Origin of the sequence: Sphingomonas lycopersici (assembly GCF_026130605.1) — a bacterium.
GTDB lineage: Bacteria > Pseudomonadota > Alphaproteobacteria > Sphingomonadales > Sphingomonadaceae > Sphingomonas > Sphingomonas lycopersici.
Window position 1 is genome coordinate 173,954 of record NZ_JANFAU010000003.1, and the last position, 21,769, is coordinate 195,722.

Below are 21,769 nucleotides of genomic sequence, written 5' to 3' on the forward strand. Positions count from 1 at the left end.
GGGACCGCCGTGATCCGATCCACGTCCAGCCTGTTCGCGCTCGCCAGCGCGCTTCTGTTCGCCAATGCGGCGTTCGCCCAGACCGCCGAGGCGCCAGCGGAAACGGCCGTGGCCGACGACAGTTCGACGATCGTCATCACCGCCAAATCGACCCGCTCGGCGACCGCGATCCCGCAGGTCGAAATCCAGAAGATCCTGCCCGGCGTCTCGCCGCTGAAGGCGGTCCAGACATTGCCCGGCGTGCTCTACATCACCGCCGATCCCTGGGGCTATAACGAGCAGAACGCGCAGATCTTCATCCATGGCTTCGCCGGCAACCAGCTCGGCTATACGATGGACGGGATCCCGCTCGGCGATCAGAGCTACGGCAATTACAACGGCCTCTCGCCGCAGCGCGCGGTGATCTCGGAAAATGTCGGCCGCGTCGTCGTGGCGACCGGGGCGGGCGATCTTGCCACCGCGTCGAACAGCAACCTCGGCGGCACGGTCGAAACCTTCTCGTCGAACCCGCTCCAGAAGATGGGCGTGCAGGCCGCACAGACCATCGGCAGCTACAGCACCTCGCGCACCTTCATCCGGCTCGACAGCGGCGCGTTCGGCGCGGACGGCAGCAATTCGGCCTATATCTCGGCGGCGCGCCAGCATGCCCGGGCGTGGGATTTCAACGGCAATCAAGGCGGTTATCAGGCGAACGCCAAGTTCGTCCACGACGGCAAGATCGGCAAGCTGACATTCTTCTTCGACTATAATGACATGACGCAGCCGAACGAGGATGCGACCGTCTTCTTCAAGCCGTCGGCGGGCGGCACAGCGACACCGACGCAGCTCTATACGCCCTATACCAAGCCATTCTTCTACCCCGATTTCGGTACCTATCGCACCGCCTATCTCAGCCCGCTCGGCAATTCGCCGGCGACCGAGGGAAGCAATTACCGCAATTATTACTCCGATGCGCAGCGGACCGATTATCTCGGCTACATCCGCTACGACGCGCATCTATCGGATCGCGTGACGCTGTCGACCACCGGCTATTATCACCACAATGACGGTGCCGGCGTTGTCGCCGGTCCGCTCGGCCAGTCGATCACCACCGCCCAGCCCTATCTCGATCCCAATTACGCCAGCCTGCCGACCAATTGCCGGTTCGGCGGCAACGCCAACGGCGTCCGCCCCGCTGCCTGCACCGCGCTGACCAACGCGCAGGCGGCAGCGGCCGGCGCGGCGCTGGTTGCGGCGACCGGCGGGTCGGGGCTGATCACCCGCACCACCGAATATCGCATCGATCGCGGCGGGGTGATTGCCGCGCTCAACGCCGAAATCGGCGACCACAAGATCGAGCTCGGCGGCTGGTTCGAACATAACAGCACGACGCAATGGCGCCGCTGGTACGGCGTCGACGTCAACAATCCCGCGTCGAGCACGCCCTATATCCGCCCGCTCGATGCGGCCGCGCCGCTGTTCACCCAATATCAGGGCGAGGCGCGGATCAACCAGCTCCAGCTCCATATCCAGGATAGCTGGCAGGCGACCGACAAGTTGCTGGTCCAGGCCGGTTTCAAGACGAGCGCGCAATGGGCCAACGGCTGGTTCCCGGTCCAGCCCAGGGCGGGGTCGCTCTCGGGCCTTGCGGGCGGGTTGCCGCAGGGGCGGATCAACACCTTGCGCTGGTTCCTGCCGGCGTTCGGCGCGACCTATGACATCAACGGCCACGAGCAGGTCTATTTCAACGTCCAGAAGAATCTGCGCCAGTATCAGGCGTATCTGGCGGGCGGCGGCGGGCCGTGGTTCACCGGCAGCCAGGCGGCGTTCGACGCCTTCGCGCAACAGGGCAAGCCTGAGAGCAGCTGGACCTATGAGGGCGGCCTGCGCTCGCGCCGCAATTTCGGCAACGACATCGGGCTCGAGGCGCAGATCAATTACTATCACGTCGTGTTCAACAACCGGCTGCTGGCGATTTCGACCAACCCGGGCGGGATCGCGGGCAGCGGCATCACCGGCGGCACCTCGATCCTCGTCAACGTCGGCGACGTGAAGACCGACGGCGTCGACGCGGCCTTCACGCTGCGCTTCGGCCGCACCTTCTCGCTCTACAATGCGACTTCGTACAATCTCTCCAAATATCAAAGCGATTACACCTCGGCCGCGACCGGGATCGGCGCCGCGACCGGGTCGTGCATCGGCGGCTATCTCGTGACCAACGGCGTCGTCCCGACCTGCGGCAAGCAATTGCCCGGGACGCCCAAATGGATGAACAAGACCGTCGCGACGCTCTCCGGCGGCCCGTTCGAGCTGCAGGTGATCGGCGATTTCGTCGGCCGCCGCTTCGCGACGTTCACCAACGACGCCAGCGTGCCCTCCTATTTCCTGACCTCGCTGCGTCTCGCCGCCAAGGTGCCGGATAACGTCCTGCCGCTGCGCAAGGCGGAGATCGCGCTCAACGTCACCAACCTGACCGATAAGAAGGGCGTATCGAGCCTATCGATCGGGTCGGCGACCAACAGCTATTCGGCCTATCCGATCGCGCCGCGCCAGTGGTTCCTGACCCTGTCCGCCGCTTATTGATCGGACGCATGGTCGCGCCATTTGCGATCGGCGCTCACCGGGCTACATGCTCCCGCAACGTGAAAAGCACGCGCGGGAGGAAGGATGACACCGATCGTCGCATTGCCGAGGATCCTGCGCATCGGCGCGGGATCGTCGGGCGAATTACCCGCCGTGCTCGGTTCGCTCGGCCTGTCGAGGCCGCTGATCGTCACCGACCGGTTCCTGTTCGATAACGGTTTCGTCGCGCCGCTCGTCGCGGGGCTGGCCGCTGCGGGGATCGCGGCGCGGGTCTTCGCCGATACCGTGCCGGAGCCGACCGCGGCGTCGATCGAGCTGGCGCGGTCCTTTCTCGCGCAGGGCGATCACGATTGCGTCGTCGGGTTCGGCGGCGGCAGTCCGATCGACAGCGCCAAGGCGATCGCGGTCCTCGCGGTGCACGGCGGGGTCTCGCGCGATTATATGGTGCCGCATGTCCAGGACGCGCCGGGGCTGCCGATCGTCGCGATCCCGACCACCGCCGGGACCGGATCCGAGGCGACCCGTTTCACGATCATCACCGACGAGGCGAGCGACGAGAAGATGCTGTGCGCGGGGCTCGCCTATCTCCCGCTCGCCGCGCTGGTCGACCCCGATCTCACGCTCAGCATGCCCGCGCGGCTCACCGCGGACACCGGGATCGACGCGCTGACCCATGCGATCGAAGCCTATGTCTCGCGCCGCGCCAATCCTTTCTCGGATCTGTTCGCGGAAAAGGCGATGGCGCTGCTCGCGCCCAATCTGCGCCGCGTCTGCGCCGCCCCCGACGACCGCGCCGCGCGCGACGCGATGATGCGCGGCGCGACCTATGCCGGGATCGCTTTCTCCAACGCCAGCGTCGCGCTGGTCCACGGGATGAGCCGGCCGATCGGGGCGCATTTCCACGTCCCCCACGGGCTGTCGAACGCGATGCTTCTGCCGGCCGTCACCGCTTTCTCGGCCCCGCATGCGCTCGACCGCTACGCCGATTGCGCGCGCTTCATGCAGATCGCGCCACCGGGCGAAGGCGATCAGGCGGCGGTCGCGCGGCTGATCGGGGAGCTGGAGGCGCTCAACCGTGACCTCGCCGTCCCGACCCCGGCGGCCTATGGGATCGATCGCGCGCGCTGGGATACGCTGCTGCCGCTGATGGCCGAACAGGCGCTTGCCTCAGGGTCCCCCGGCAACAATCCGGTCACCCCGTCGGCGGAAGAGATTCAAGGCATTTATCGCCAAATCTGGGTAGGACGCGCGATAGAAGCATGACGTCGGCCGGCCGGACCGGCGCCCCTCGGAACAGCAAGGACAGCGGACATGGATTTCTCGGCGCTCCAGCGCACCAGCAAGATCGACGACGAATGGCGCTATCCCGCCGCCGAGGCGCGCCGCACCGGGCTGCTGCAGGTCGATCGCGATCCCGATCACAAGCTCTACTGGGAAGAATATGGCAATCCGGCCGGCGAGCCGGTGATGTTCCTTCACGGCGGCCCCGGCGGCGCCTGCGCCCCCGTCATGGCGCGCTTCTTCGATCCCGAGCGCTATCGCGTCATCCTGTTCGACCAGCGCGGCTGCGGCAAGAGCGAGCCCACCGTCGCCTCGGCCGGCCCCGCGGTGGCGCTGACCAACAACACCACCGCGCATCTCGTCGAGGATATCAACCGGCTGCGCGACGCGCTCGGCATCACCGGCAAGATGCACGTTTTCGGCGGCAGCTGGGGCAGCACGCTGGCGATGGCCTATGCGATCGCGTATCCGCAGCATTGCGCCACGCTGATCCTGCGCGGGATCTTCCTCGGCGCGCCGGAAGACCTCCACTTCATGTATCAGGGCAATGCCGCGACCTTTGCCGGGGACCCGTTCGGGCTCACCGCACCGGGCGCCTATGTCAGCTACCCCGAGGCATGGGCGGCGTTCCTCGCCCCGATCGCGCCGGCCGACCGCGGCGACGTGATGAAGGCCTATAAGGCGATCTTCGACATGGCGCCGAAAAATGACGACGAGCGCCGGCACCAGCTCGCCGCGGCGCTCGCCTGGTCGGTGTGGGAAGGCACGATCTCCAACGCGATCCCCGATACCGAAGACGAGGGCAAGTTCGGCGAGGAGACCTTCGCCCTGTGCTTCGCGCAGATCGAGGCGCATTTCTTCGCCAACGCCTTGTTCCTGCCCCCCGATCACATCATCCGCCATGCCGCGACGCTGGCGACGATCCCGACGCATATCGTTCACGGACGCTTCGATCTGGTCTGCCCGCTGACCCAGGCATCGCGGCTGGTCGCCGCGCTGCGCGACGCGGGAGCGGCGCCGGCGAGCTATGTCGTCACCAACGCCGGACATAGCGCGATGGAACGCGAAAATGCGCTGGCGCTGACCGCGATCATGGACGGCCTGCCGCCGCTGCGATAAAACCGTTCGCGTTTCGAGCTGTATGTATCCAGCATTAAGCGCCATAATGCTGGATACATACAGCTTCTCGTTTGACAAACGCTGACGAAACGGCTAGCGCCGCTTGCATCGCGCATTAACGCGATTAACGATGGATGGGTCCCGCAAATGCCCGCGTCGAAGAAGCGAAGCTACGCCCGTTACACGATCGCCGCGGTTCAGCTGCTCGGCGCGCTGGTCGAAGCCGAGCGCAAGTCGCGGCGGATCACCGCGAAAGAACTGGCGGACCGGCTCGGGGTCGATCGGGGAACGTTGCAGCGGCTCGAAAGCGGCGATCCCAAGGTCGAAGTGGGGCTCGCGTTCGAAGCCTGTGCGCTGCTCAACATCCCGCTGTTCGACGAGGATGCGCAGGGCGTCACGATGCGACTCGACGAAACCAACAAGCGCCTCGCGCTGCTCCCCAGCCGCGTCCGCCCACACCAGCTGAGCGTCAGCGATGACTTCTGAGCTCCCCGCGCCGCGCGAGGCCTTCGTCTGGACCTGGCTGCCCGGCGCGACCACCCCGGTCGTCGCCGGGCGGCTGGTGCAGGACGGCGAACGTATCCAGTTCGTCTACGGCCGCTCCTATCGCGAGCGCGACAATGCGATCCCGCTTTACCTGCCCGAACTGCCGCTCGAACCCGGCCCGATCGCGCCGCCCGGCAATCTGTCGATGGCGAGCGCGATCCGCGACAGCGCGCCCGATGCCTGGGGCCGGCGGGTGATCCTCAACAAGACCTTCGGGGTGAAGGGCGAGGCGCTCGAAGGGCTCGAACTCGACGAACTCGTCTTCCTGCTCGAATCCGGATCGGACCGGATCGGCGCGCTCGATTTCCAGACCTCGGCGACCGATTATGTCCCGCGCGGCGGCGGGCATGCGAGCCTGGAGGAATTGCTCGCCTCCGCCGAGCGGGTCGAGAAGAATCTGCCGCTCACCTTCGAACTCGATCAGGCGCTGCATCACGGCAGCTCGATCGGCGGCGCCCGGCCGAAGGCGCTGATCGTCGACGGCAAGCGCAAATATGTCGCCAAATTCTCGAGCGGGAACGACACTTATGCGGTCGTGAAGGGCGAATATATCGCGATGCGGCTGGCCGAGCTGGCGGGGCTTTCGGTCGCCCCGGTGCGGTTGGCGCATGCCGCGGGCAAAGACGTGCTGCTGGTAGAGCGCTTCGATCGCGTGCCGCTGGGCAATGCGTGGCGCCGCAAGGCAATGGTGTCGGCGCTCACCATGCTCGAGCTGGACGAGATGCAGGCGCGTTACGCAAGCTATCAGGATCTCGCCGAAATCATCCGTTTCCGCTTCATTGACCCCAATGCCACCTTGCGCGAATTGTTCGGGCGGCTGGTGCTCAATATCCTCGTCGGCAATGTCGACGATCATGCGCGCAATCACGCCGCCTTCTGGGACGGCACGCGGCTCAGCCTGACCCCGGCCTATGACATTTGCCCGCAGGCGCGCGCGGGCGAGGAGGCGAGCCAGGCGATGCTGATCATCGACCAGCAGCGATCGAGCCAGATCGCCACCTGCCTCGCCGCGGCGGGCGATTTCCATCTTTCGCAGGATCAGGCGATCGCGATCGTCGGGCACCAGCTCGAAACGATCGCCGCGCATTGGCACCCCTTGTGCGACGAGGCCGGTCTGGGGCCGGTCGACCGGTCGCTGTTCTGGGGCCGCCAGTTCCTCAACCCGTTCGCCTTTTACGGCCTCGACGGCGCGGCGGCGCACCTCGCCGCGCGCGCGACCCAGATCCGCGCCGCGGGATAGTCTGGAAAGAAGTCGGAAGCATCGCTCGATCGGAAGACGCAATCCGGCCTGGGTCCGTCAAGCTTTCGGACAGGGAACTTCTTCGTATTTCAAGTTGTTGTAACCAGCACCATCAACCCAGGGAGGGGTATGGGAGAAAATGTCATGGGAAAGGGCATTTTGCTGTGGCTGCTCGGCATCCCGCTGCCGATCATCCTGATTCTCTTGCTGGTCTGGCATTGATCATGACCGGCGAAATCTACGGCACGGTCGATCCCGTGCTCTATCCCAACGGCGCTTCGACACCCGCTGCGGGTGCGGCATTATCCTGGTCCGCGGTGACCGCCGGTACGATCGGCGCGATCGCGCTCAGCCTTACCTTGCTGATGCTGGGGTCGGCGTTCGGGCTGGCGACGGTGTCGCCGTGGCCCGGCGTCGGCGCCAAGCCCGAGACGTTTACGATCGGCGCGGGAATCTGGCTGGTCGTGACGCAATGGCTGTCCGCCGCGCTCGGCGGGTATCTCGCCGGGCGGCTGCGCGTGCGGTGGCACGGGCTCCACGGCGACGAGGTCTTCTTCCGCGATACCGCGCACGGCTTCGTCACCTGGGCGACCGCGACGGTGGTGGTGGCGGTCGTCGCGGTCGGCGCGACCGCGCTCGCCAGCCTCGCACCGGCGCCGGCCGATGTTCCGACGAGCAAGGAAGCGATCGATGCGGCGCGCAAGGTCGCCGCTACCTTCGCCGCCTTCACCGGCCTGTCGCTCGTCATCGGCGCTTTCATCGCCAGCGTTGCCGGGGTGATCGGCGGTCGCCTGCGCGATATGCACCCTTAATGGGCCGTTGCCGCGGCGGCAGGAACCGGCCGCCGCGGTAGCGTGCATCGTCGTTCAGAACCCCGCGGCGCGCTTCATCAGGTCGCGCCGCTGCTCCCATTCGGTCGCGTCAAAGGCTTGCGCGGACCCGGCATCGGCCTCGGTCACGAACCAATGCACCTTGCGCCCCTCGACCGCGGCGAACACGGTTTCGGCGACCTGCGACGGCTTGACGTTGACCCCGACGATCTCGACCGACTTGGCCTGACGCTCGGCGGCGATGACCATCGGCGTCGCGACATAGCCGACCATCACGTCGCATACCCAGATGCCGTCGCGCTCCAGCTCGATATTGAGCCCCTCGGTCAGCCCGCGCACCGCGAACTTGCTCGCCGAATAGACCGCCTCCTCGGGCACGCCATAGACCGCCGACGCCGACGACATGGTCACGATCCGCGCATCGGGCGCGCGGCGCAGATAGGGCAAGGCGGCGTGGATGCCGTTGATCACCCCTTTCACATTGACGTCGACCAGCGCGTGCAATCGATCGAGCGGAGTATCGGCGAAATCGCGCATCTCGAGGATGCCGGCGCAATTGAACAGCACGCCCAGTGCATCCTGTCCGCAGAATTCGGCCAGCGCGGCAGCAAGCGCACCGGCATCGCGCACATCGGCGACGTGCGACGATGCGGCAACGCCGACCTCGGCCTCGACCGACGCCAGCGCCGCGGCATCGCGATCGCAGAGCCCGAGGCGCCATCCGGCGCCGGCGAAGCGATGCGCGGTCTCGCGCCCGATCCCCGAGGCCGCGCCGGTGATGAAGATGCTCCGCATATCCGCTCCTCGCCCTGTTCGAGGGCGAGCATGCTCAATAGAAACGGATGTTGTCCACCTCGAACGTCATCGTCTGCCCCGGCCCGCGCGTGCCGCCGATTTCGACCTGGACGATATCGTCCCCGCTCCACGGCTTGTCGGCGCGGCCGCCCTCCTTCACCGGGGCGAAGGCGCTGAACGGCACCTCGACCGCCGCCCAGCCCGCGACCCCGTTGACCGATGCCGCCCAGCTTCCCGCGAGGCCATTCAGCCGCACGACGAACGCACCGGGCCCCTTGAGATCGAACCGGACCCCTTTGTAGCGCCGCACATCGACCGGCTGGACCGAACCGCGCGTCAGCGGCACCGCAAAGCCGGCGTAAGCGCGATCCTTCACCGCCATTCGCGCGGCAAGCTGCAGCGCATGCCCGTCATCCCCGCGCGGAACGATCTGGGTGATCTCGACCGAGCGATCGATCCCGCCGTCGCCGGTTTCGAGCCGCAGCGTATCGAGCGCGCTGCGTCCGTCGGCGCGCTCGAAATCGTCAAGCAACGGCTCGATCTTGACCGGCGCCGGATATTTCGCCTGGTTCGCCGCAGGCAAGGCGGGCGCCCCGGAGCCGATCACCGGGCGGCCGTCGATCACCACCTGCGACACCTTGTAGATATCGCCGATCGTCTCCCACGGCTTGCCGTCGATCAGCACGAGATCGGCGCGCTTGCCGGGGGCGATCGTGCCGCGATCCGCGTCCTCGGCCATGATCCGCGCGCTCGTCGCGGTCGCCGCGACCAGGGCCTGCGACGGGGTGAGCCCGGCGCGGACCAGCAATTCCAGCTCATGCTGGGTCGAGGTGCCGTGCGGGGTCGACGGCATCCCGGCATCGGTGCCGACCCCGATCGGCACGCCCGCGTCGAACAACGCCTTCACATTGTGCAGCGCGTGGCCGAATTTGGCGACGCTCTGGCGATAGCGCGGATCGTCGGGCTTGGCCCCCGCCCCGCCCTTGTCGGGATCATAGACAGCCAGCGTCGGGATCATCGCCATCTTCGACGCGGCGATCGCCTTGACCTCCTCGGCGGTCAGGTCGCGATCCTGCAAGCCGTGCGCGAGCGAATCCACCCCGCCGCGCGCCGCGACCAGCCCGCGATCGGCGGTGACGGTGTGGGTCAGCACCTTCCACCCCGCCTTGTGCGCGGCATCGGTCAGCGCGGAAAGCGTCCAGCCGTCCATGCTGGTATTGTCGGGCGCCACGCCGTAGCGCCAGCCGTCGGTGAACGCCTTGATCAGATCGGGCTGATAGGGCTTGAGCTTCTCGACCGCGGCGCGCGCGGCATTGGGGGTATTGATCCAGATCGTCGTCGCCTGATCGCCCCAATCGGCGCCGTGGCCGCCCGGGGTGCTGATCCGCGCGGCGAAATTGACGTGCGGCGTGACCAGCGATTTCAGCCACTCGCGGCGCGGGGCATAGCTTTCGGGCTGTTCGTGGAAATCGTTGACCGTGGTGACGCCCGATTTGACATAGGCCGTCGCGATCTGCGGCGTCGTGTTGGGCTCGCCCGCCGGGGTCCAGTGCGTGTGGAGATCGAACAGCCCGGGGATCAGCGCCTTGCCGCGCGCGTCGATCACCTTGGCGCCGCGCGGCGCCTTGCCGTCCGGCGTCACCTCGACGATCCGGCCGTCGCGGATCACCACCGTCGCGACCCGCGGCGCGGCGCCGGTGCCGTCGAACACGGTCGCGCCGACGATCGCCAGCGGGCCGTCATCGGCGGCGGCAAGCGGCGCGGCGCCGAGCATGCTCCCCGCGAGAAGCAGGCCGGCGGCGAGGCGGGGGAGGAGCGAGAGCGTCATTGGTGCAGCGTCCTTGTCGGCACGGGTCCGGTCAGCCAATCGTCTTCGCCGATCGGCGCCCCGGGCGGGATTTCGGGCGGGGTCGCAACGGGCTCGGCCAGCGCGCGCAGCTCCGCCTGCGGGCCGGTGAGCATCGCGGCGAGATAGGCGCAAACATCGGTCTCGGTCGCATCGCCCGCGCAACTACGCAGCCGCTCGCCGAAGCGCATCGCCGCGCCGCGCACTACGCCGAGCGCGGTGGCGGAGAGATGCTTGTCCTGCATCACCGTCGCCAGCCGCACCGCATAACGCGCGCGGATCCGACGCCGCAGCTCCGCTTCGCGGCCGCGCGCCGCCGGGGCGAGCGCGGCGGAAAGCTTGTCGAGCATCTCGGCGAGCGACAATTGCCCGCTATCGACCCGCGCCTGCTCGACCAGCCGGTTGAGCCGTTCGGGCGCGAGCAGCGCCTCGAGCGTCTGGTCCGCCGCGGTTTCGGCGGCGCTGGGAAGGTCGAACGGCGCGGCGGTGTTAGAGGGGAACAGCTCGATCTCATATTGCGGATCGGGGGTTCCCGATTGCACCGAGGAGAGCTGCGCCAGCAACCGATCGGGCAGGTCGAGCAGCGCCGGATCGAGCGTACCGATCAGCGCGGTCAGCGCCGCGCGCTGCTTCGCCGCCGGAACGACCGACGCACGATCATGCCCGTCCCCCGCGACGGCATAGCGATAATCGACCCCCGCGATCAGCTTCGACACCGCGGTCACCTGATAGCGGTGATAGAGATAGATCGGCACGATCATCCGCCGAAGATCGGCGGCGGGCGATCCCTTGGGCAGATTGTCCGGGCCGAGCCGCGCCAGCGCGATGCGACGCACCGCGAGGACATTGGCAAGCTCGGCCACCGCGTCGTCGCCATTGTCCCACATATTGCCATAAGGTTGCGCGTCGCCCACCCCGCGCGTGTCGCCGTCGCTGACATAGCGATAGCCGTCGTCCGCCGCCTTGCGCGCGAGCGCGTCGAGCCACGCCGCCTCGTTCGCGCCTTTCGGCGCTGCGCCGTACAGCCAGTTGATCGCGAACTTGTCCCACGCGCCGACGCCGGTGGCATAAGCATTCGAGAAATCGAGCTTCTCGCCGTTCACCCGGATCAGCGGCGCGGGATAATCCATCACCGAGGCGCGCCCGGCATAGGTGCTTCCCGCGAAATTATGCGCAAGGCCGAGCGCATGCCCTACCTCATGCACCGCGAGCTGGCGCAGCCGCGCGCGGACCAGCTCGAGCGGATCGTCCGCCGCGCCGCTGCCCTCATGCGCCGCGCCGATCAGCCCGTCGAAGATCAGCCGGTCCTGCCACGCGCGCAGTGATCCGAGCTGCACCACCCCGCGCACGATCTCCCCGGTGCGCGGATCGACCACCGTCGTGCCCGTCGACCAGCCGCGCGTCGCGCGGTGGACCCAGGCGATGATATTGTAGCGCGCATCCATCGGATTGGCGTCTTCGGGCAGAGTCTCGACGCGGAAGGCGTCGATATAGCCCGCCGCGTCGAACGCCTGCGCCCACCAGCGCGCGCCCTCGATCAACGCGGTGCGAATCGCCTCGGGCGCGGCACGGTCGACATAGAAAACGATCGGCTTGACGACGCGGCTGCGCGCCGCATTGGCGTCGGTCTTTTCGAGCCGGAAGCGCCGCACCAGTCGGCTGACAATCGGCTGATCGAGCGATGCGGCATAATCGTTGCGGATCACCTGCGCCGAGGTGCCGGTGCGCGGATCGAAGCCACGTGGGTGGAAATCGGCGTCGGGCAGCCGCACGAAGCTGTGGTGGATCGCCAGCGTCACCGCATGCGCATCGGGGACGATCCGCCCGAGCGCGCCGCCGGGATCGTCGCTCTGGAAGGTCAGCACCGCCTCGAATTCGGCATTGTCGGGGAAGGCAAGGCTTTGCCTGGGATCGACATAGCTCAGCGCCGGGGCGAGCTTATACGCCCCCGCCTTGCCGCGCTTGAGCCGCGCGGCAATGTCGACCGCATCGCGCAGCAGGAAGCCCGAGATATCGACCGAGACGCCGCCGTCGGGCAAGTCGGTCGCCTCCCCCGCCCAGACCACCGACGGCGCGAAGGACGCCGCCACCGCGCGTTCCTCCCCGGCATCGCCGGAGAGCGCGCGGAAGCGATTATTCTCGAATTCGGCGAGCACGCGCTTGCCGACGCGGCGGAAGACGATGACCTGCGTCTGCCCCAGCCCGGCGCGGTCGGCGCCGATCTCGGTCGCGCCGAGCCCGCCGGCGATCTGCGGGGTGTAGAGGTAGCGCCCGAGGATTCCGTCCGCGCCCGCCGCGGGAAGCCGGATCGTGATGCGTCCGCCCTCCCCCGCCGCGATCGCGAACAAGGGCGCATCCCCCGTTTTCGCGACCGCTGCCGCGGGCGCCAGCGCCACGGCAAGAACCAACGCTGCCGCCCCCCGTCTGAACATCAGAAACGATACCTCATGTTGGCGTACCAATAGCGCCGCATCGGCGTATAGAGCGTGCCCAGATAGCCGGTCGCCGCAAGCGGCGGGGCTTCATTGGTGATGTTGCGCGCGCCGATCCGGATGCTTGCGCCCTTGAGCGCGCCGGTGAAGCGATATTCGGCGTAAAGATTGGCGGTGAGCTGCCCGTCGACTACCCACGGCGCGGAGGCGCTGTCGATGCTGTCGTCCTCGACGCTGCCGATATATTGGGTGAAGGCGCCGACCGAGACATTCTCCAGCGACCAGTTGAACGACGCCGACCATTTCCACGCCGGGCGCGAATTGAGCCGCAGCAGGCTGCCGCCGCCGGTGATCACCGTATCCTTGTTGATCTTCCCCGCCGCGCGCGCGGCCATCAGCGCGGCGATCCCCGGTGACGGATCCTGATAGAATTCGAACAGATGCGACACGTTCACCGCGACGTTGAAGTCGCCGATCCCGGTATCGCGGACCGAATAGACCGCATTGAGATCCAGCCCGCGCACCGTTTGCGGCAACAGATTGACGTACTGGTCCTTGACGTAAAGCACTTGCCCGGCCGGCGCGAGCCCGGTCCCGGCGAAGGCGGCGAGATCGTCGGCGGTAGGCGCCGCACGCACCACGTTCGGGTTGGTCTCGCCCGACTGGCGCAGCAGATAATCGAGGATCAGCGCATTGCCTTCGCCGAAGATGCCGATCAGCCCGGTCTGCTTGACCCGCCAATAATCGGCGGTGAGCGTCAGATGGCCGAAGCGATCGGGGATCGGCGGCTCGACCACCGCGCCGACCGACCAGGTGGTGGCGCGCTCGGGCTGGAGATCGGGGTTGCCCGAGCGGAGCGCGGTCACGTTCATCCGGCGCGGGCTGCCGGGCGCCGAGCAATCGGAGAATTTGGCGAACGCCCCGCGCCGAAAATCCGCCTCGCAGAAGGCATAGTCGGTGCGCGTGTTGGTGCGCGCGATGACCTGCGCATTGACCTGTTCGAGGTTCGGCGCGCGGAACGACTTCGCCCAGGATCCGCGCAGGCGGAAACCCTTCACCACATCCCATGAGCCCGCGACCTTCGGCACCGCGATATCGCCGAAATCGCTGTAATTCTCGAAGCGGCCCGCGACCTGGAGATTGAGGCTGCGGACCAGCGGCACCGACATTTCGGGCGACACCACAGGCACCGCGAGCTCGCCATAGGCCGAGAATACCATACGCGCGCCGCGAGTATCCGGGTTCTTGCTCAGATTGGCGAAATCGCTGACCGCGGTCTTGGTATAGGGATCGATATAGTCGATCGTCCCGTCGATCCGCGCGTCGCGATCGTCGAGCTGGGTTTCGCGCCGCGCCTCGATCCCCGAGGCGAAGCCGACGTCGCCGCCCGGCAGCGTGATCAGATCCTTTTTCGACACGCGGAAGTCGTAGGTCGCCAGCGTCGCCTTGGTGAAGCGCACCAATTTCTGCCGCGCCGCATCGATGCTGGTCGCGTTGCTCGGGGTGCCGTCGCCGAGCGAGGGCGTGGCGAGCGTGCCGCCGTTGAACGGATTATAGGCCGCCGGGGTCGACAGCGCGAGGATCTCGGCGAGCTTGGTGCGCGAGATATTGTCGCTGACGTCGCGAACCGTCGCCTCGGAATAGCTGCCGGCGGTTTCCCAGTTGAACCCGTTCCATTCGCCGCGCAGCCCGAACAGGGTGCGGAACTGCTTGTTCGTCACATCGACGTTGATCTGGCCGAAATCGCGGAAGGCATAATTGTTGATCCGGACCGGCAACCCGCCGGCCGGGATGTTCAGCCCCGGAATACGGTTCGGATTGGGGGTGCCGTCGGCGAAGGTGACCGGGCCGAACGGGTTCCAGTAATTGCTCGCCGGCACCGTGATCGGGATCGAGGTCAGCGTTTCGATCGGGCGCTGCACCGCATGGGTCTTCGCGTAATAATAGCCCGCTTCCCAGAAGGCGGTGACGTCGTCGAAGTCATAGTGCCCGGTGAGGAACAAATTGACGCGGTTGAGCCGCGGGATGACCGAGGTGCCCTCGGCGATATGGTCTTCGCGCAACGCGGCGTTGAGCCCGCCGGTCGTGGTGCACAGCCCGTTGCCCAGCGCAGTGTTGCAGCCGGACAGCGTCGCGGGCTGAATCTGGAACGCGCCGGCCCTGGTCGTCACTGCCGTGCCGCCGGCCATGACCGGGCTGCTGCCGGTCTTCACGACCGTACCGCCCAGCCACGGTGTCGTGGTGCTGCGGCCGTCGAGCTTGCTGTTGCCCTCGAACCGGGTACCCACGAACAGCGGGCGGCGGTCCGCCGACGCGGTGAAATATTGGTCGGTGGTCAGCAAGCCGGTGCCGCGATCATAGCTCGCGAACAAGGTGATATTGCCCTTGCCGCCCGCGAAATTGCTGCCGAACACCCCGCTCGCGTTGAGCTCGCGCAGCCGCGTCCCCTCGGCGCCGCCATATTGCAGCGACACGTCGCCGCCGCTGTAATCCTTCTTGAGCACGGTGTTGACGACGCCCGCCACCGCATCCGCGCCGTAGATCGCCGCCGCGCCGTCGCGCAGCACCTCCAGCCGTTCTAGCCCGTTCACCGGGATCGCATTGGTATTATAGGTGAGGACCGGGACGAGCTGATCGTTCGCCTGGCTGGTCGGGTGCTGGACGACGCGGCGACCGTTGAGCATCACCAAAGTGTTGCCGATCCCGAGGTTGCGCAGGTTGACCGATCCCACGTCGCCGCGCGCGGCGTTGCTGCTCTGCGGCAGGTACGAGCTGTTGAACGTCACGTCGCCGAATTGCGGGACCGAACGGAACAGCTCATCGCCCGAAACCGCGCCGCTGTCCTGGATCTCGCGCTGGCCGATCAGCGTGACCGGCAGCGCATCGTTGATCTTGGCGCCTTTGATCTGCGAGCCGACGACGACGACATCCTGAACCGGGGTCTGATCGACATCCTCCGCCGGGGCCGGCGCCGGGGCGGCCGCGCCGGGGCTCGCCTCCTGCGGCGCGGGAACGAAATGGGTGGTCGACGCGATCCGCCGCGACATCTGCTTCGCCGGCTCGCGCAAGGTCAGCGCGACGACGCGGCCGTTGATCGAGGCGATCTTGAGCGGCGTACCCTCCAGGATCTTCGCCAGCGCGCTTTCGGCGGCATAGCTGCCGACCACCGCCGGCGCGCGCAATGCCGCGACATTGGCGGAGGGGAACAGCAGGCGATAGCCCGATTGCTTCGAAAACGCCTGAAGCGCGCCGCCCAGCGACTGCGCCGGAATATCGAACCGCGTCACTTGTGCCTGGGCCGCCGCGGCCGCAGCGGGCGATATCGTCGCCACCGCCATCACCGCCGCGCTTGCCTGTGCGATAAGCGCCCAACGCCCGATTCCACCGATCATCAATCTTACCCCCCGGTACGACCGAGCCGGCATTTTCCGACCCTCATCCTTCCAAGACGGGCGATGCGCGCATTCCCCCCACCCTCGCGGAGGAATTTCTTGCACTTTTATGTCTCGGCGCGTGCGCCGCGAGCGTTTCTGCGCCTCTCAGCGGCGCGGTTCGCGCAAGTTTGCGCTTACGACCGTTACGCTTCTGCGGAAAGCGGCCGCGCCGGCTCGTCGGCGACATCCTCCAGCCGCCTGAGCTTGTCGGTGAGCAGCCGCGCGGCGACGAGCCGGGCCATCAATCTGCGATCCGGATCGTGGTGCTGAAGCTCGTTGAGCAGCGTCGTCGACCAATCGCCTATTCCGGACTGCAAGGCGGTGACCAGCTCGTCCCGGTTAACCTGTCGCATCGCGAATCACTCCGTGGGGGGATTTGGAACGAAGCAGGAACATTGCATGTAGGAAAGCGGATTTTCATCACCCCCTCCACCGAACAAGCAAAGGTAATCCCGCGCCTTTTTACCTCCCAACCGCAGAAATCCACGCTTCGCGCATTAGCTCTCGACAAGCCCCGCGCCGCCCGCTTTCATGCCAGCGAGCGAAAAGGCCGGGGGGAAAGCGCTGAACGATCGCGACGAGCGGCTGGCCTGGTTCAAGGCCGTGATCCTGCCGTATCAGCCGGTGCTGCGGCGCCGGTTGTGGCGGCTGGTGCGCAATCCGCACGATCTCGACGATCTGGTCGCGGAGGTGATGACGCGCACCTATGCCTATGACGGCTGGCGCGAGGTGCGCAACGGGCTCGCCTTCATCACCCGCGCGGCGCACAATATCCTGATCGACCAGCAGCGCCGCGAAGTGATCGTCTCGTTCGATTATATGGCCGATCTGGAGACGTTGCAGCGCAGCGTCTCCTATGACGAGATGTTCGACGCGCGCGATGCGCTGCGTCACTTGGAGGCGGTGATCGAACGATTGCCCCCGCAACCGCGCCGCGCCTTTCTGCTGCGCCGCGTGCAGGGGCATTCGGTCGGCGAGGTGGCGGAAATCATGGGGATATCCGTCTCAACCGTGGAGAAGCATCTGACGAAGGCGCTCGCCCGTATCGCGGCCGAGCGCGCCGAGCAGGAGGATAATTGCGTTGTCCAGCGGGACGAAAGCGGCGAACGAGCGCAAGGCGATCCGCGCCGCGGCGGCGGCCTGGGTGGTGCGCCTTGACGCCGCCCCGGGCGATCCCAGCCTGCGCGACGACGCCGATCGCTGGATAGACGCCGATCCGCGCCACGCGGTCGCGTTCGCCGAGGCGCAGCTCGCCTGGGAAGCCGCGCCGCACACCCGGTTACGCGACGAGGAGGGGCAGGACGAGGAAGCGACCGCGCCCGAGGAGGCACTGGTCCCCGCCGCGCCGATGATCAGCCGGCGCGCGGTGGGGCTCGGGTTGCTCGCGGCATCGGCGGTGGGGGCGGTCGGGCTCGGCCGGCTGCTCCTTCCCGGGGAGGAGCGCCGCGCCACGACGCGCGGCGAGCAAAGCCTGACGCGGCTTGCCGACGGTTCGTCGATCCGGCTCAACACCGCGACGACGCTGGCGATCAGCCTCAGCGGCGCGCGGCGCAAGGTAAGGATGATCGAGGGCGAGGCGCTGTTCGACGTCGCGCGCGATCCGCGTCGTCCGTTCATCGTCGATCTCGGTGACGCCGAGGTACGGGTGATCGGCACGAGCTTCAACATCCGCAAACGCGCCGATCGCACCGAACTGACCGTGACGCGCGGGCTGGTCGCGGTAAGCGATGTCGAAGGGCAATCGATCCGCGTCGGCGCGGGCGAGACGACGCTGATCCGCCCCGGCGTGCTCGCGGTGGCCGACCCCGGCGAGGCGTTGATCCGCCAGCGCACCGCATGGCAGGACGGGGTGATCGAGCTCAACGACGAGACGATCGAGGAGGCGGTGGCTGAGTTCAACCGCTATCGCGACCAGCCGATCGTGGTGGCCGATCCGCGGATCGGCTCGCTGGTGATCTCGGGCCGGTTCGGGATCCACGAAAGCCGCGAATTCGTCGAGGCGCTGAAAAGCAGCTTCGCGATCGCCGCGGTGACGACCGCCAACGGGTCGATCGCGCTGACCGGCGCCGAAGGACCCGCCCCACGGATCGCGCCCGCGCCGGGGCGAGCGGCGGAATGACGCGACGGCGGACCGGCAGGACGGAAGCGACGGGCCGGTCGACAACGAATATGTCGGTAGCCTGTATGACGACGGCTCATAGATCCCGATTAGAGTATCCGTAAGAAACGTGGTCCACCCCGGCGAAGGCCGGGGTCCAGCAACGGGCCGGTCGTAACTGGACCCCGGCCTTCGCCGGGGTGGTTAGTCCTATCCTTGTGTCCCCGCGAAGGCGGGGACCCAGTCTGGGCTCCCGCCTTCGCGGGAGCACAAGGGGCTTGGTGTACCCCCAATTAAACGCGACGCGCCAGACGACTCATGCAATGAATGACTTTTTTACAATATCTTAAGTGGCGATCCGTTGTTCTTAGGCGAAGTATCATTCGTGTGAACTTCGTGAACTTTGCGAAGGTCTACACGCGGTGCCCCGGAGGCGGAACGATGCGGATTGACGCACTCAGATCCTCGGCAACCGCAGCACCGCGCTGAGCCCTGGCGCGGCATCCTCGATCGCCAGCGTGCCGCCGTGCGCGCGTGCGATCGCATCGACGAGGTTGAGCCCCAGCCCATGGCCATGCGCCGCGCGGCTGCGATCGAGCCGCACGAAGCGCTCGACGATCCGCGCGCGGTCCGCGGCCGCCACCCCCGGCCCGTCGTCGGCCACCTCCAGCCGCGCGATCCCCGGCTCGGCGCGCAAGGTCAGGCGGATCGCGGTGCCCGGCGGGGTGTGCGCCTGGGCATTGTCGAGCAGGTTGATCACCGCCTGCGCGATCAGCTCGCGATCGCCCGGCACCGCGATGCCCGGCGCGATATCGCACGCCAGCGTCCGCCCCTTGTCCGTAACCGCGGGGGCGTAGCTGTCGACGAGATCCTCGGCGAGCGCGGTGAGATCGACCGTGACGAAGCCCTGCCGCACGTCCCCGGCGTCGACCTCCACGATGCGCAGGATTCCGCCGAACAGCGCTAGCGTCGCATCCGCCTGCTCGACCGCTTTGGCGATCGCCGCGCGCTGGGCGGCGGGATCGTCGACCGAAAGCGCCGCTTCGAGCCCGGCGCGCAGCCGCGCGAGCGGGGTGCGCAGATCGTGCGCGACATCGGCCGACACCTGGCGGAGATTGTCGAGCAGCCGCGCGATCCGTTCGAGCATCAGGTTGAGCGCGATGCCGAGTTGGTCGAATTCATCGCCGCGCGGCGATACCGGCACGCGGCGGCGCATGTCGCCGGCGATGATCGCTTGCGCGGTGCCGCTGATCCGGTCGAGTCGCCGGCGGAGATAGCTGCCGAGCACCAGCGCTCCGCCCGCGCCGATCGCGAGGATCAGCACGAGCACCCCGGCGAACAGTGACAGGATCAGCCGGTCGAGCCGCTCCAGCACCTGCGAATCGATCCCCACGACGAGCGACAGGTTGCGATCGAGCCGCGTCGTCAGCGCGCGCGCATGATCGAGCCCCTCGACCGGATCGCGGAACGCGACGTTCGAATAGCCCGGCGGGGGCAGATCGAGGTCGAAGCTGCCCGCGACTTTCCTGCCCGACGCGTCGAACAGGGCATAGCCGAAGGTGACCACGCCGTTGGTCGATCCCCGTTCGCCGATCGCGTCGATCAGCCCGGCATAACCCTCCGTGCGATAGCTGCGTTCGAGCGCGGCGGTCGCCTCGCCCAGCGCGAGATCCTGCTCGCCGCGCAAGGCCCGCTCGGCCGCGACATAGACCAGCACCCCGAGCAGCGCGACCGCCAGCGCGAACGCCCCCGAATAGATGAACGCGATGCGATAGACGGCGCTGCGCCGCTTCTCAGTCACCGCCGCGCATCCGATATCCCACCCCGCGCAACGTCTCGATCGGGTCGCTGTCGAACCCCTCGTTGAGCTTGCCGCGCATCCGGCTCAAATGGCTTTCGACGATATTGGTCTGCGGATCGAAGTGGAAACCCCACACTTCCTCCAGCAACATCGCGCGGGTGACGATCCGCCCGGCGTTGCGCATCAATTGCTCGAGGATGCCGAATTCGCGCGGCTGGAGCCGGATCTCGCGTGCGCCGCGCCGCACCTCGCGCCGTAACAGATCGAGCGTCACGTCGCCGACGTGGAAGCGCGTCGGCGCCTCGGCCAGCGGCGGGCGGCGCAGCAACGCCCCGACCCGCGCCGAAAGCTCCGCGAACGCGAACGGCTTGACGAGATAATCGTCCGCCCCCGCTTCCAGCCCGGCAACGCGATCGCCGATGCTGCCCAGCGCGGTCAGCATGATCACCGGCACCCTGATCCCCGCGGCGCGCCAGCGGCGGACCACTTCCAGCCCGTCGACCCCGGGCAGCATGCGATCGACCACCGCAAGATCGAAATCCGCCGCGTCGCCCGCGCGATGCGCGGCATCGCCGTCGGCGACGTGCGTCACCTTATGACCGGCGTCGGCCAGCCCGCGTTCGACCAGCGCCGCAGTTTCGGCATCGTCCTCGGCAAGCAGAATGTGCATCGGGGCCGTGTTGCGCGCTGCCACGCGAAACCGCAATCCGTGCCGCTCAATTGGGCTTGAGCACCAGGATATGGAACGTCCCCGGCGCCGCGCCGGGGCGCTTGCCTTGCGACGCCACCAAAGTCGCGGTGGGCAGATAGACCATCCCGGTCACCGGATCGACCGCACCGGTGCGCGCGCCGGGCGCGGTCTTGATCTTGGCCTTGGGCGTCACCCGCGCGGCGGACAGATCGAGCACGTCGAGCGTCCCGTCCTGCCCCGCCGGGATCAGCGCGACCTTGCGCCGCGCGTCGATCATCACCGCATCGGGGCCGCGCCCGATCGGGACGCGCTGCGCGAGCCTGCCCGTCGCCAGATCGACCACCGCGGCGACGCCGTTGCCGCACGCGCTCACCAGTCGCGCGTGGGGGGCATCGAGCCCCAGCCCGGTCGGCCCCTCGCAGCCGGGCAGCGCGATCGGCTTGCCTATGGTGCCTTGGGCGAGATCGACCACCTCGATCTCATTGGCGTCCTCATTGTTGATGTAGAGCGTGCGGCCGCGGATCGCGGGATATTCGAGCCCCGGCTTGACCCGGATCGTCCGCATCACGCGGTGCGCAGTCACGTCGATCTCCGCCACCGTGCCGGCGGCGGCGTTCATCGTCAGCAGATGGCCGGTGCCGCGATCGACGATCGCCGCATCGGGCTTGCGATCGACCGCGACGCTCGCGCTTTGCGTGCCGCGCGCGGGATCGAAGAAGCGAACGCTGTCGTCGCCACCGCTGGTCACCGCCAGTTCGCGGGTGGCGAGCGGCACCACCGCGTGGCTGTGCGCGACCGGACCGAGCGGCGTCGCCGCGCGCATCGTGGCGAGATCGACCACCGCCACCGCGTCATTGTGCGCGACATAGAGTTTGCGCGCGAGCGGATCGACCGTCGCATAATCCCAGCCGCCGTCGCCGGGGACGGAAATCGCGGGCTGCATGCGGTAGCTTTGCGCGCCGGCGGCGGTCACAGCGGCGAGCCCGGCCAGCGCGAACGTGATCGTGCGAAACATCGAGCGAGTCTCCTTCGCGCGATTTTGCCGTCGCACCGCCCCTCGCCGCCAGCGCTTTCGGCAACATTGGGATAATACA

The 21,769-nt window shown here is 67.6% G+C and carries 16 protein-coding genes; 8 read left to right on the forward strand and 8 right to left on the reverse strand.

Annotated features, from left to right (window positions below; genetic code table 11):
- Positions 1 to 9 precede the first annotated feature (9 nt).
- The 6 genes from NED98_RS07545 to NED98_RS07570 all read left to right on the forward strand — a co-directional run bounded on the left by NED98_RS07545 (position 10) and on the right by NED98_RS07570 (position 7,560).
- On the forward strand, positions 10 to 2,562 hold the full coding sequence (locus NED98_RS07545) for a TonB-dependent receptor (RefSeq protein ID WP_265312451.1): 2,553 nt from the start codon (positions 10 to 12) through the stop codon (positions 2,560 to 2,562).
- 84 nt (positions 2,563 to 2,646) lie between these two features.
- The gene (locus tag NED98_RS07550) at positions 2,647 to 3,825 is read left to right on the forward strand and encodes an iron-containing alcohol dehydrogenase (RefSeq protein WP_265312452.1); all 1,179 of its coding nucleotides are present in this window, start codon (positions 2,647 to 2,649) and stop codon (positions 3,823 to 3,825) included.
- A 48-nt stretch (positions 3,826 to 3,873) separates the two neighbouring features.
- Positions 3,874 to 4,962 carry a prolyl aminopeptidase gene (pip, locus tag NED98_RS07555; protein WP_265312453.1) on the forward strand — a complete coding sequence of 363 codons (1,089 nt, stop codon included), beginning with the start codon at positions 3,874 to 3,876 and terminating at the stop codon, positions 4,960 to 4,962.
- Positions 4,963 to 5,109: 147 nt separating this feature from the next.
- Positions 5,110 to 5,448 carry a helix-turn-helix transcriptional regulator gene (locus tag NED98_RS07560; RefSeq protein ID WP_265312454.1) on the forward strand — a complete coding sequence of 113 codons (339 nt, stop codon included), beginning with the start codon at positions 5,110 to 5,112 and terminating at the stop codon, positions 5,446 to 5,448.
- Entirely contained in the window at positions 5,438 to 6,748 is a 1,311-nt protein-coding gene (locus tag NED98_RS07565; RefSeq protein WP_265312455.1) for a type II toxin-antitoxin system HipA family toxin, read from the forward strand. The genes NED98_RS07560 and NED98_RS07565 overlap by 11 nt, the downstream gene beginning before the upstream one ends.
- Positions 6,749 to 6,972: 224 nt before the next feature.
- On the forward strand, positions 6,973 to 7,560 hold the full coding sequence (locus tag NED98_RS07570) for a hypothetical protein (RefSeq protein WP_265312456.1): 588 nt from the start codon (positions 6,973 to 6,975) through the stop codon (positions 7,558 to 7,560).
- Positions 7,561 to 7,614: 54 nt separating this feature from the next.
- Here NED98_RS07570 and NED98_RS07575 read toward each other — a convergent pair whose 3' ends face one another.
- From NED98_RS07575 to NED98_RS07595, 5 genes are all read right to left on the reverse strand, one after another.
- Positions 7,615 to 8,373 carry an SDR family oxidoreductase gene (locus NED98_RS07575; protein WP_265312457.1) on the reverse strand — a complete coding sequence of 253 codons (759 nt, stop codon included), beginning with the start codon at positions 8,371 to 8,373 and terminating at the stop codon, positions 7,615 to 7,617.
- A 34-nt stretch (positions 8,374 to 8,407) separates the two neighbouring features.
- The gene (locus tag NED98_RS07580) at positions 8,408 to 10,201 is read right to left on the reverse strand and encodes an amidohydrolase family protein (RefSeq protein WP_265312458.1); all 1,794 of its coding nucleotides are present in this window, start codon (positions 10,199 to 10,201) and stop codon (positions 8,408 to 8,410) included.
- The gene (locus tag NED98_RS07585) at positions 10,198 to 12,627 is read right to left on the reverse strand and encodes a zinc-dependent metalloprotease (RefSeq protein WP_265312459.1); all 2,430 of its coding nucleotides are present in this window, start codon (positions 12,625 to 12,627) and stop codon (positions 10,198 to 10,200) included. Before NED98_RS07585 ends, NED98_RS07580 begins: the two co-directional genes overlap by 4 nt.
- 23 nt (positions 12,628 to 12,650) lie before the next feature.
- A complete protein-coding gene (locus tag NED98_RS07590) occupies positions 12,651 to 16,043 on the reverse strand; it encodes a TonB-dependent receptor (RefSeq protein WP_265312460.1) in 3,393 nt (1,130 codons plus the stop codon).
- 185 nt (positions 16,044 to 16,228) lie between these two features.
- Positions 16,229 to 16,438, reverse strand: coding sequence for a hypothetical protein (locus NED98_RS07595; protein WP_265312461.1), 210 nt, complete (start codon positions 16,436 to 16,438; stop codon positions 16,229 to 16,231).
- A gap of 178 nt (positions 16,439 to 16,616) precedes the next feature.
- On the opposite strand from NED98_RS07595, the gene NED98_RS07600 reads away from it, so the two are divergent.
- Both NED98_RS07600 and NED98_RS07605 read left to right on the forward strand, forming a co-directional pair.
- Positions 16,617 to 17,243, forward strand: coding sequence for an RNA polymerase sigma factor (locus tag NED98_RS07600; protein WP_265312462.1), 627 nt, complete (start codon positions 16,617 to 16,619; stop codon positions 17,241 to 17,243).
- Positions 17,167 to 18,204 carry a FecR family protein gene (locus NED98_RS07605; protein ID WP_265312463.1) on the forward strand — a complete coding sequence of 346 codons (1,038 nt, stop codon included), beginning with the start codon at positions 17,167 to 17,169 and terminating at the stop codon, positions 18,202 to 18,204. Before NED98_RS07600 ends, NED98_RS07605 begins: the two co-directional genes overlap by 77 nt.
- A 436-nt stretch (positions 18,205 to 18,640) precedes the next feature.
- On the opposite strand, the gene NED98_RS07610 is transcribed toward NED98_RS07605, so the two are convergent.
- The 3 genes from NED98_RS07610 to NED98_RS07620 are packed head-to-tail and all read right to left on the reverse strand — an operon-like array spanning position 18,641 to position 21,690.
- Positions 18,641 to 19,984 carry a sensor histidine kinase gene (locus NED98_RS07610; protein WP_265312464.1) on the reverse strand — a complete coding sequence of 448 codons (1,344 nt, stop codon included), beginning with the start codon at positions 19,982 to 19,984 and terminating at the stop codon, positions 18,641 to 18,643.
- Positions 19,977 to 20,654 carry a response regulator transcription factor gene (locus NED98_RS07615; protein ID WP_265312813.1) on the reverse strand — a complete coding sequence of 226 codons (678 nt, stop codon included), beginning with the start codon at positions 20,652 to 20,654 and terminating at the stop codon, positions 19,977 to 19,979. Before NED98_RS07615 ends, NED98_RS07610 begins: the two co-directional genes overlap by 8 nt.
- A 46-nt stretch (positions 20,655 to 20,700) precedes the next feature.
- Entirely contained in the window at positions 20,701 to 21,690 is a 990-nt protein-coding gene (locus NED98_RS07620) for a YncE family protein (protein ID WP_265312465.1), read from the reverse strand.
- Between the last annotated feature and the right edge of the window lie 79 nt (positions 21,691 to 21,769).

What these genes read in the sequence shown, in the direction of transcription:
- NED98_RS07550 (WP_265312452.1), top strand. Translation starts at nt 2,647, where the DNA reads ATGACACCGATCGTCGCATTGCCGAGGATCCTGCGCATCGGCGCGGGA.
- pip (WP_265312453.1), top strand. Translation starts at nt 3,874, where the DNA reads ATGGATTTCTCGGCGCTCCAGCGCACCAGCAAGATCGACGACGAATGG.
- NED98_RS07560 (WP_265312454.1), top strand. Translation starts at nt 5,110, where the DNA reads ATGCCCGCGTCGAAGAAGCGAAGCTACGCCCGTTACACGATCGCCGCG.
- NED98_RS07565 (WP_265312455.1), top strand. Translation starts at nt 5,438, where the DNA reads ATGACTTCTGAGCTCCCCGCGCCGCGCGAGGCCTTCGTCTGGACCTGG.
- NED98_RS07570 (WP_265312456.1), top strand. Translation starts at nt 6,973, where the DNA reads ATGACCGGCGAAATCTACGGCACGGTCGATCCCGTGCTCTATCCCAAC.
- NED98_RS07575 (WP_265312457.1), bottom strand. Translation starts at nt 8,373, where the DNA reads ATGCGGAGCATCTTCATCACCGGCGCGGCCTCGGGGATCGGGCGCGAG.
- NED98_RS07580 (WP_265312458.1), bottom strand. Translation starts at nt 10,201, where the DNA reads ATGACGCTCTCGCTCCTCCCCCGCCTCGCCGCCGGCCTGCTTCTCGCG.
- NED98_RS07590 (WP_265312460.1), bottom strand. Translation starts at nt 16,043, where the DNA reads ATGATCGGTGGAATCGGGCGTTGGGCGCTTATCGCACAGGCAAGCGCG.
- NED98_RS07595 (WP_265312461.1), bottom strand. Translation starts at nt 16,438, where the DNA reads ATGCGACAGGTTAACCGGGACGAGCTGGTCACCGCCTTGCAGTCCGGA.
- NED98_RS07600 (WP_265312462.1), top strand. Translation starts at nt 16,617, where the DNA reads ATGCCAGCGAGCGAAAAGGCCGGGGGGAAAGCGCTGAACGATCGCGAC.
- NED98_RS07615 (WP_265312813.1), bottom strand. Translation starts at nt 20,654, where the DNA reads ATGCACATTCTGCTTGCCGAGGACGATGCCGAAACTGCGGCGCTGGTC.
- NED98_RS07620 (WP_265312465.1), bottom strand. Translation starts at nt 21,690, where the DNA reads ATGTTTCGCACGATCACGTTCGCGCTGGCCGGGCTCGCCGCTGTGACC.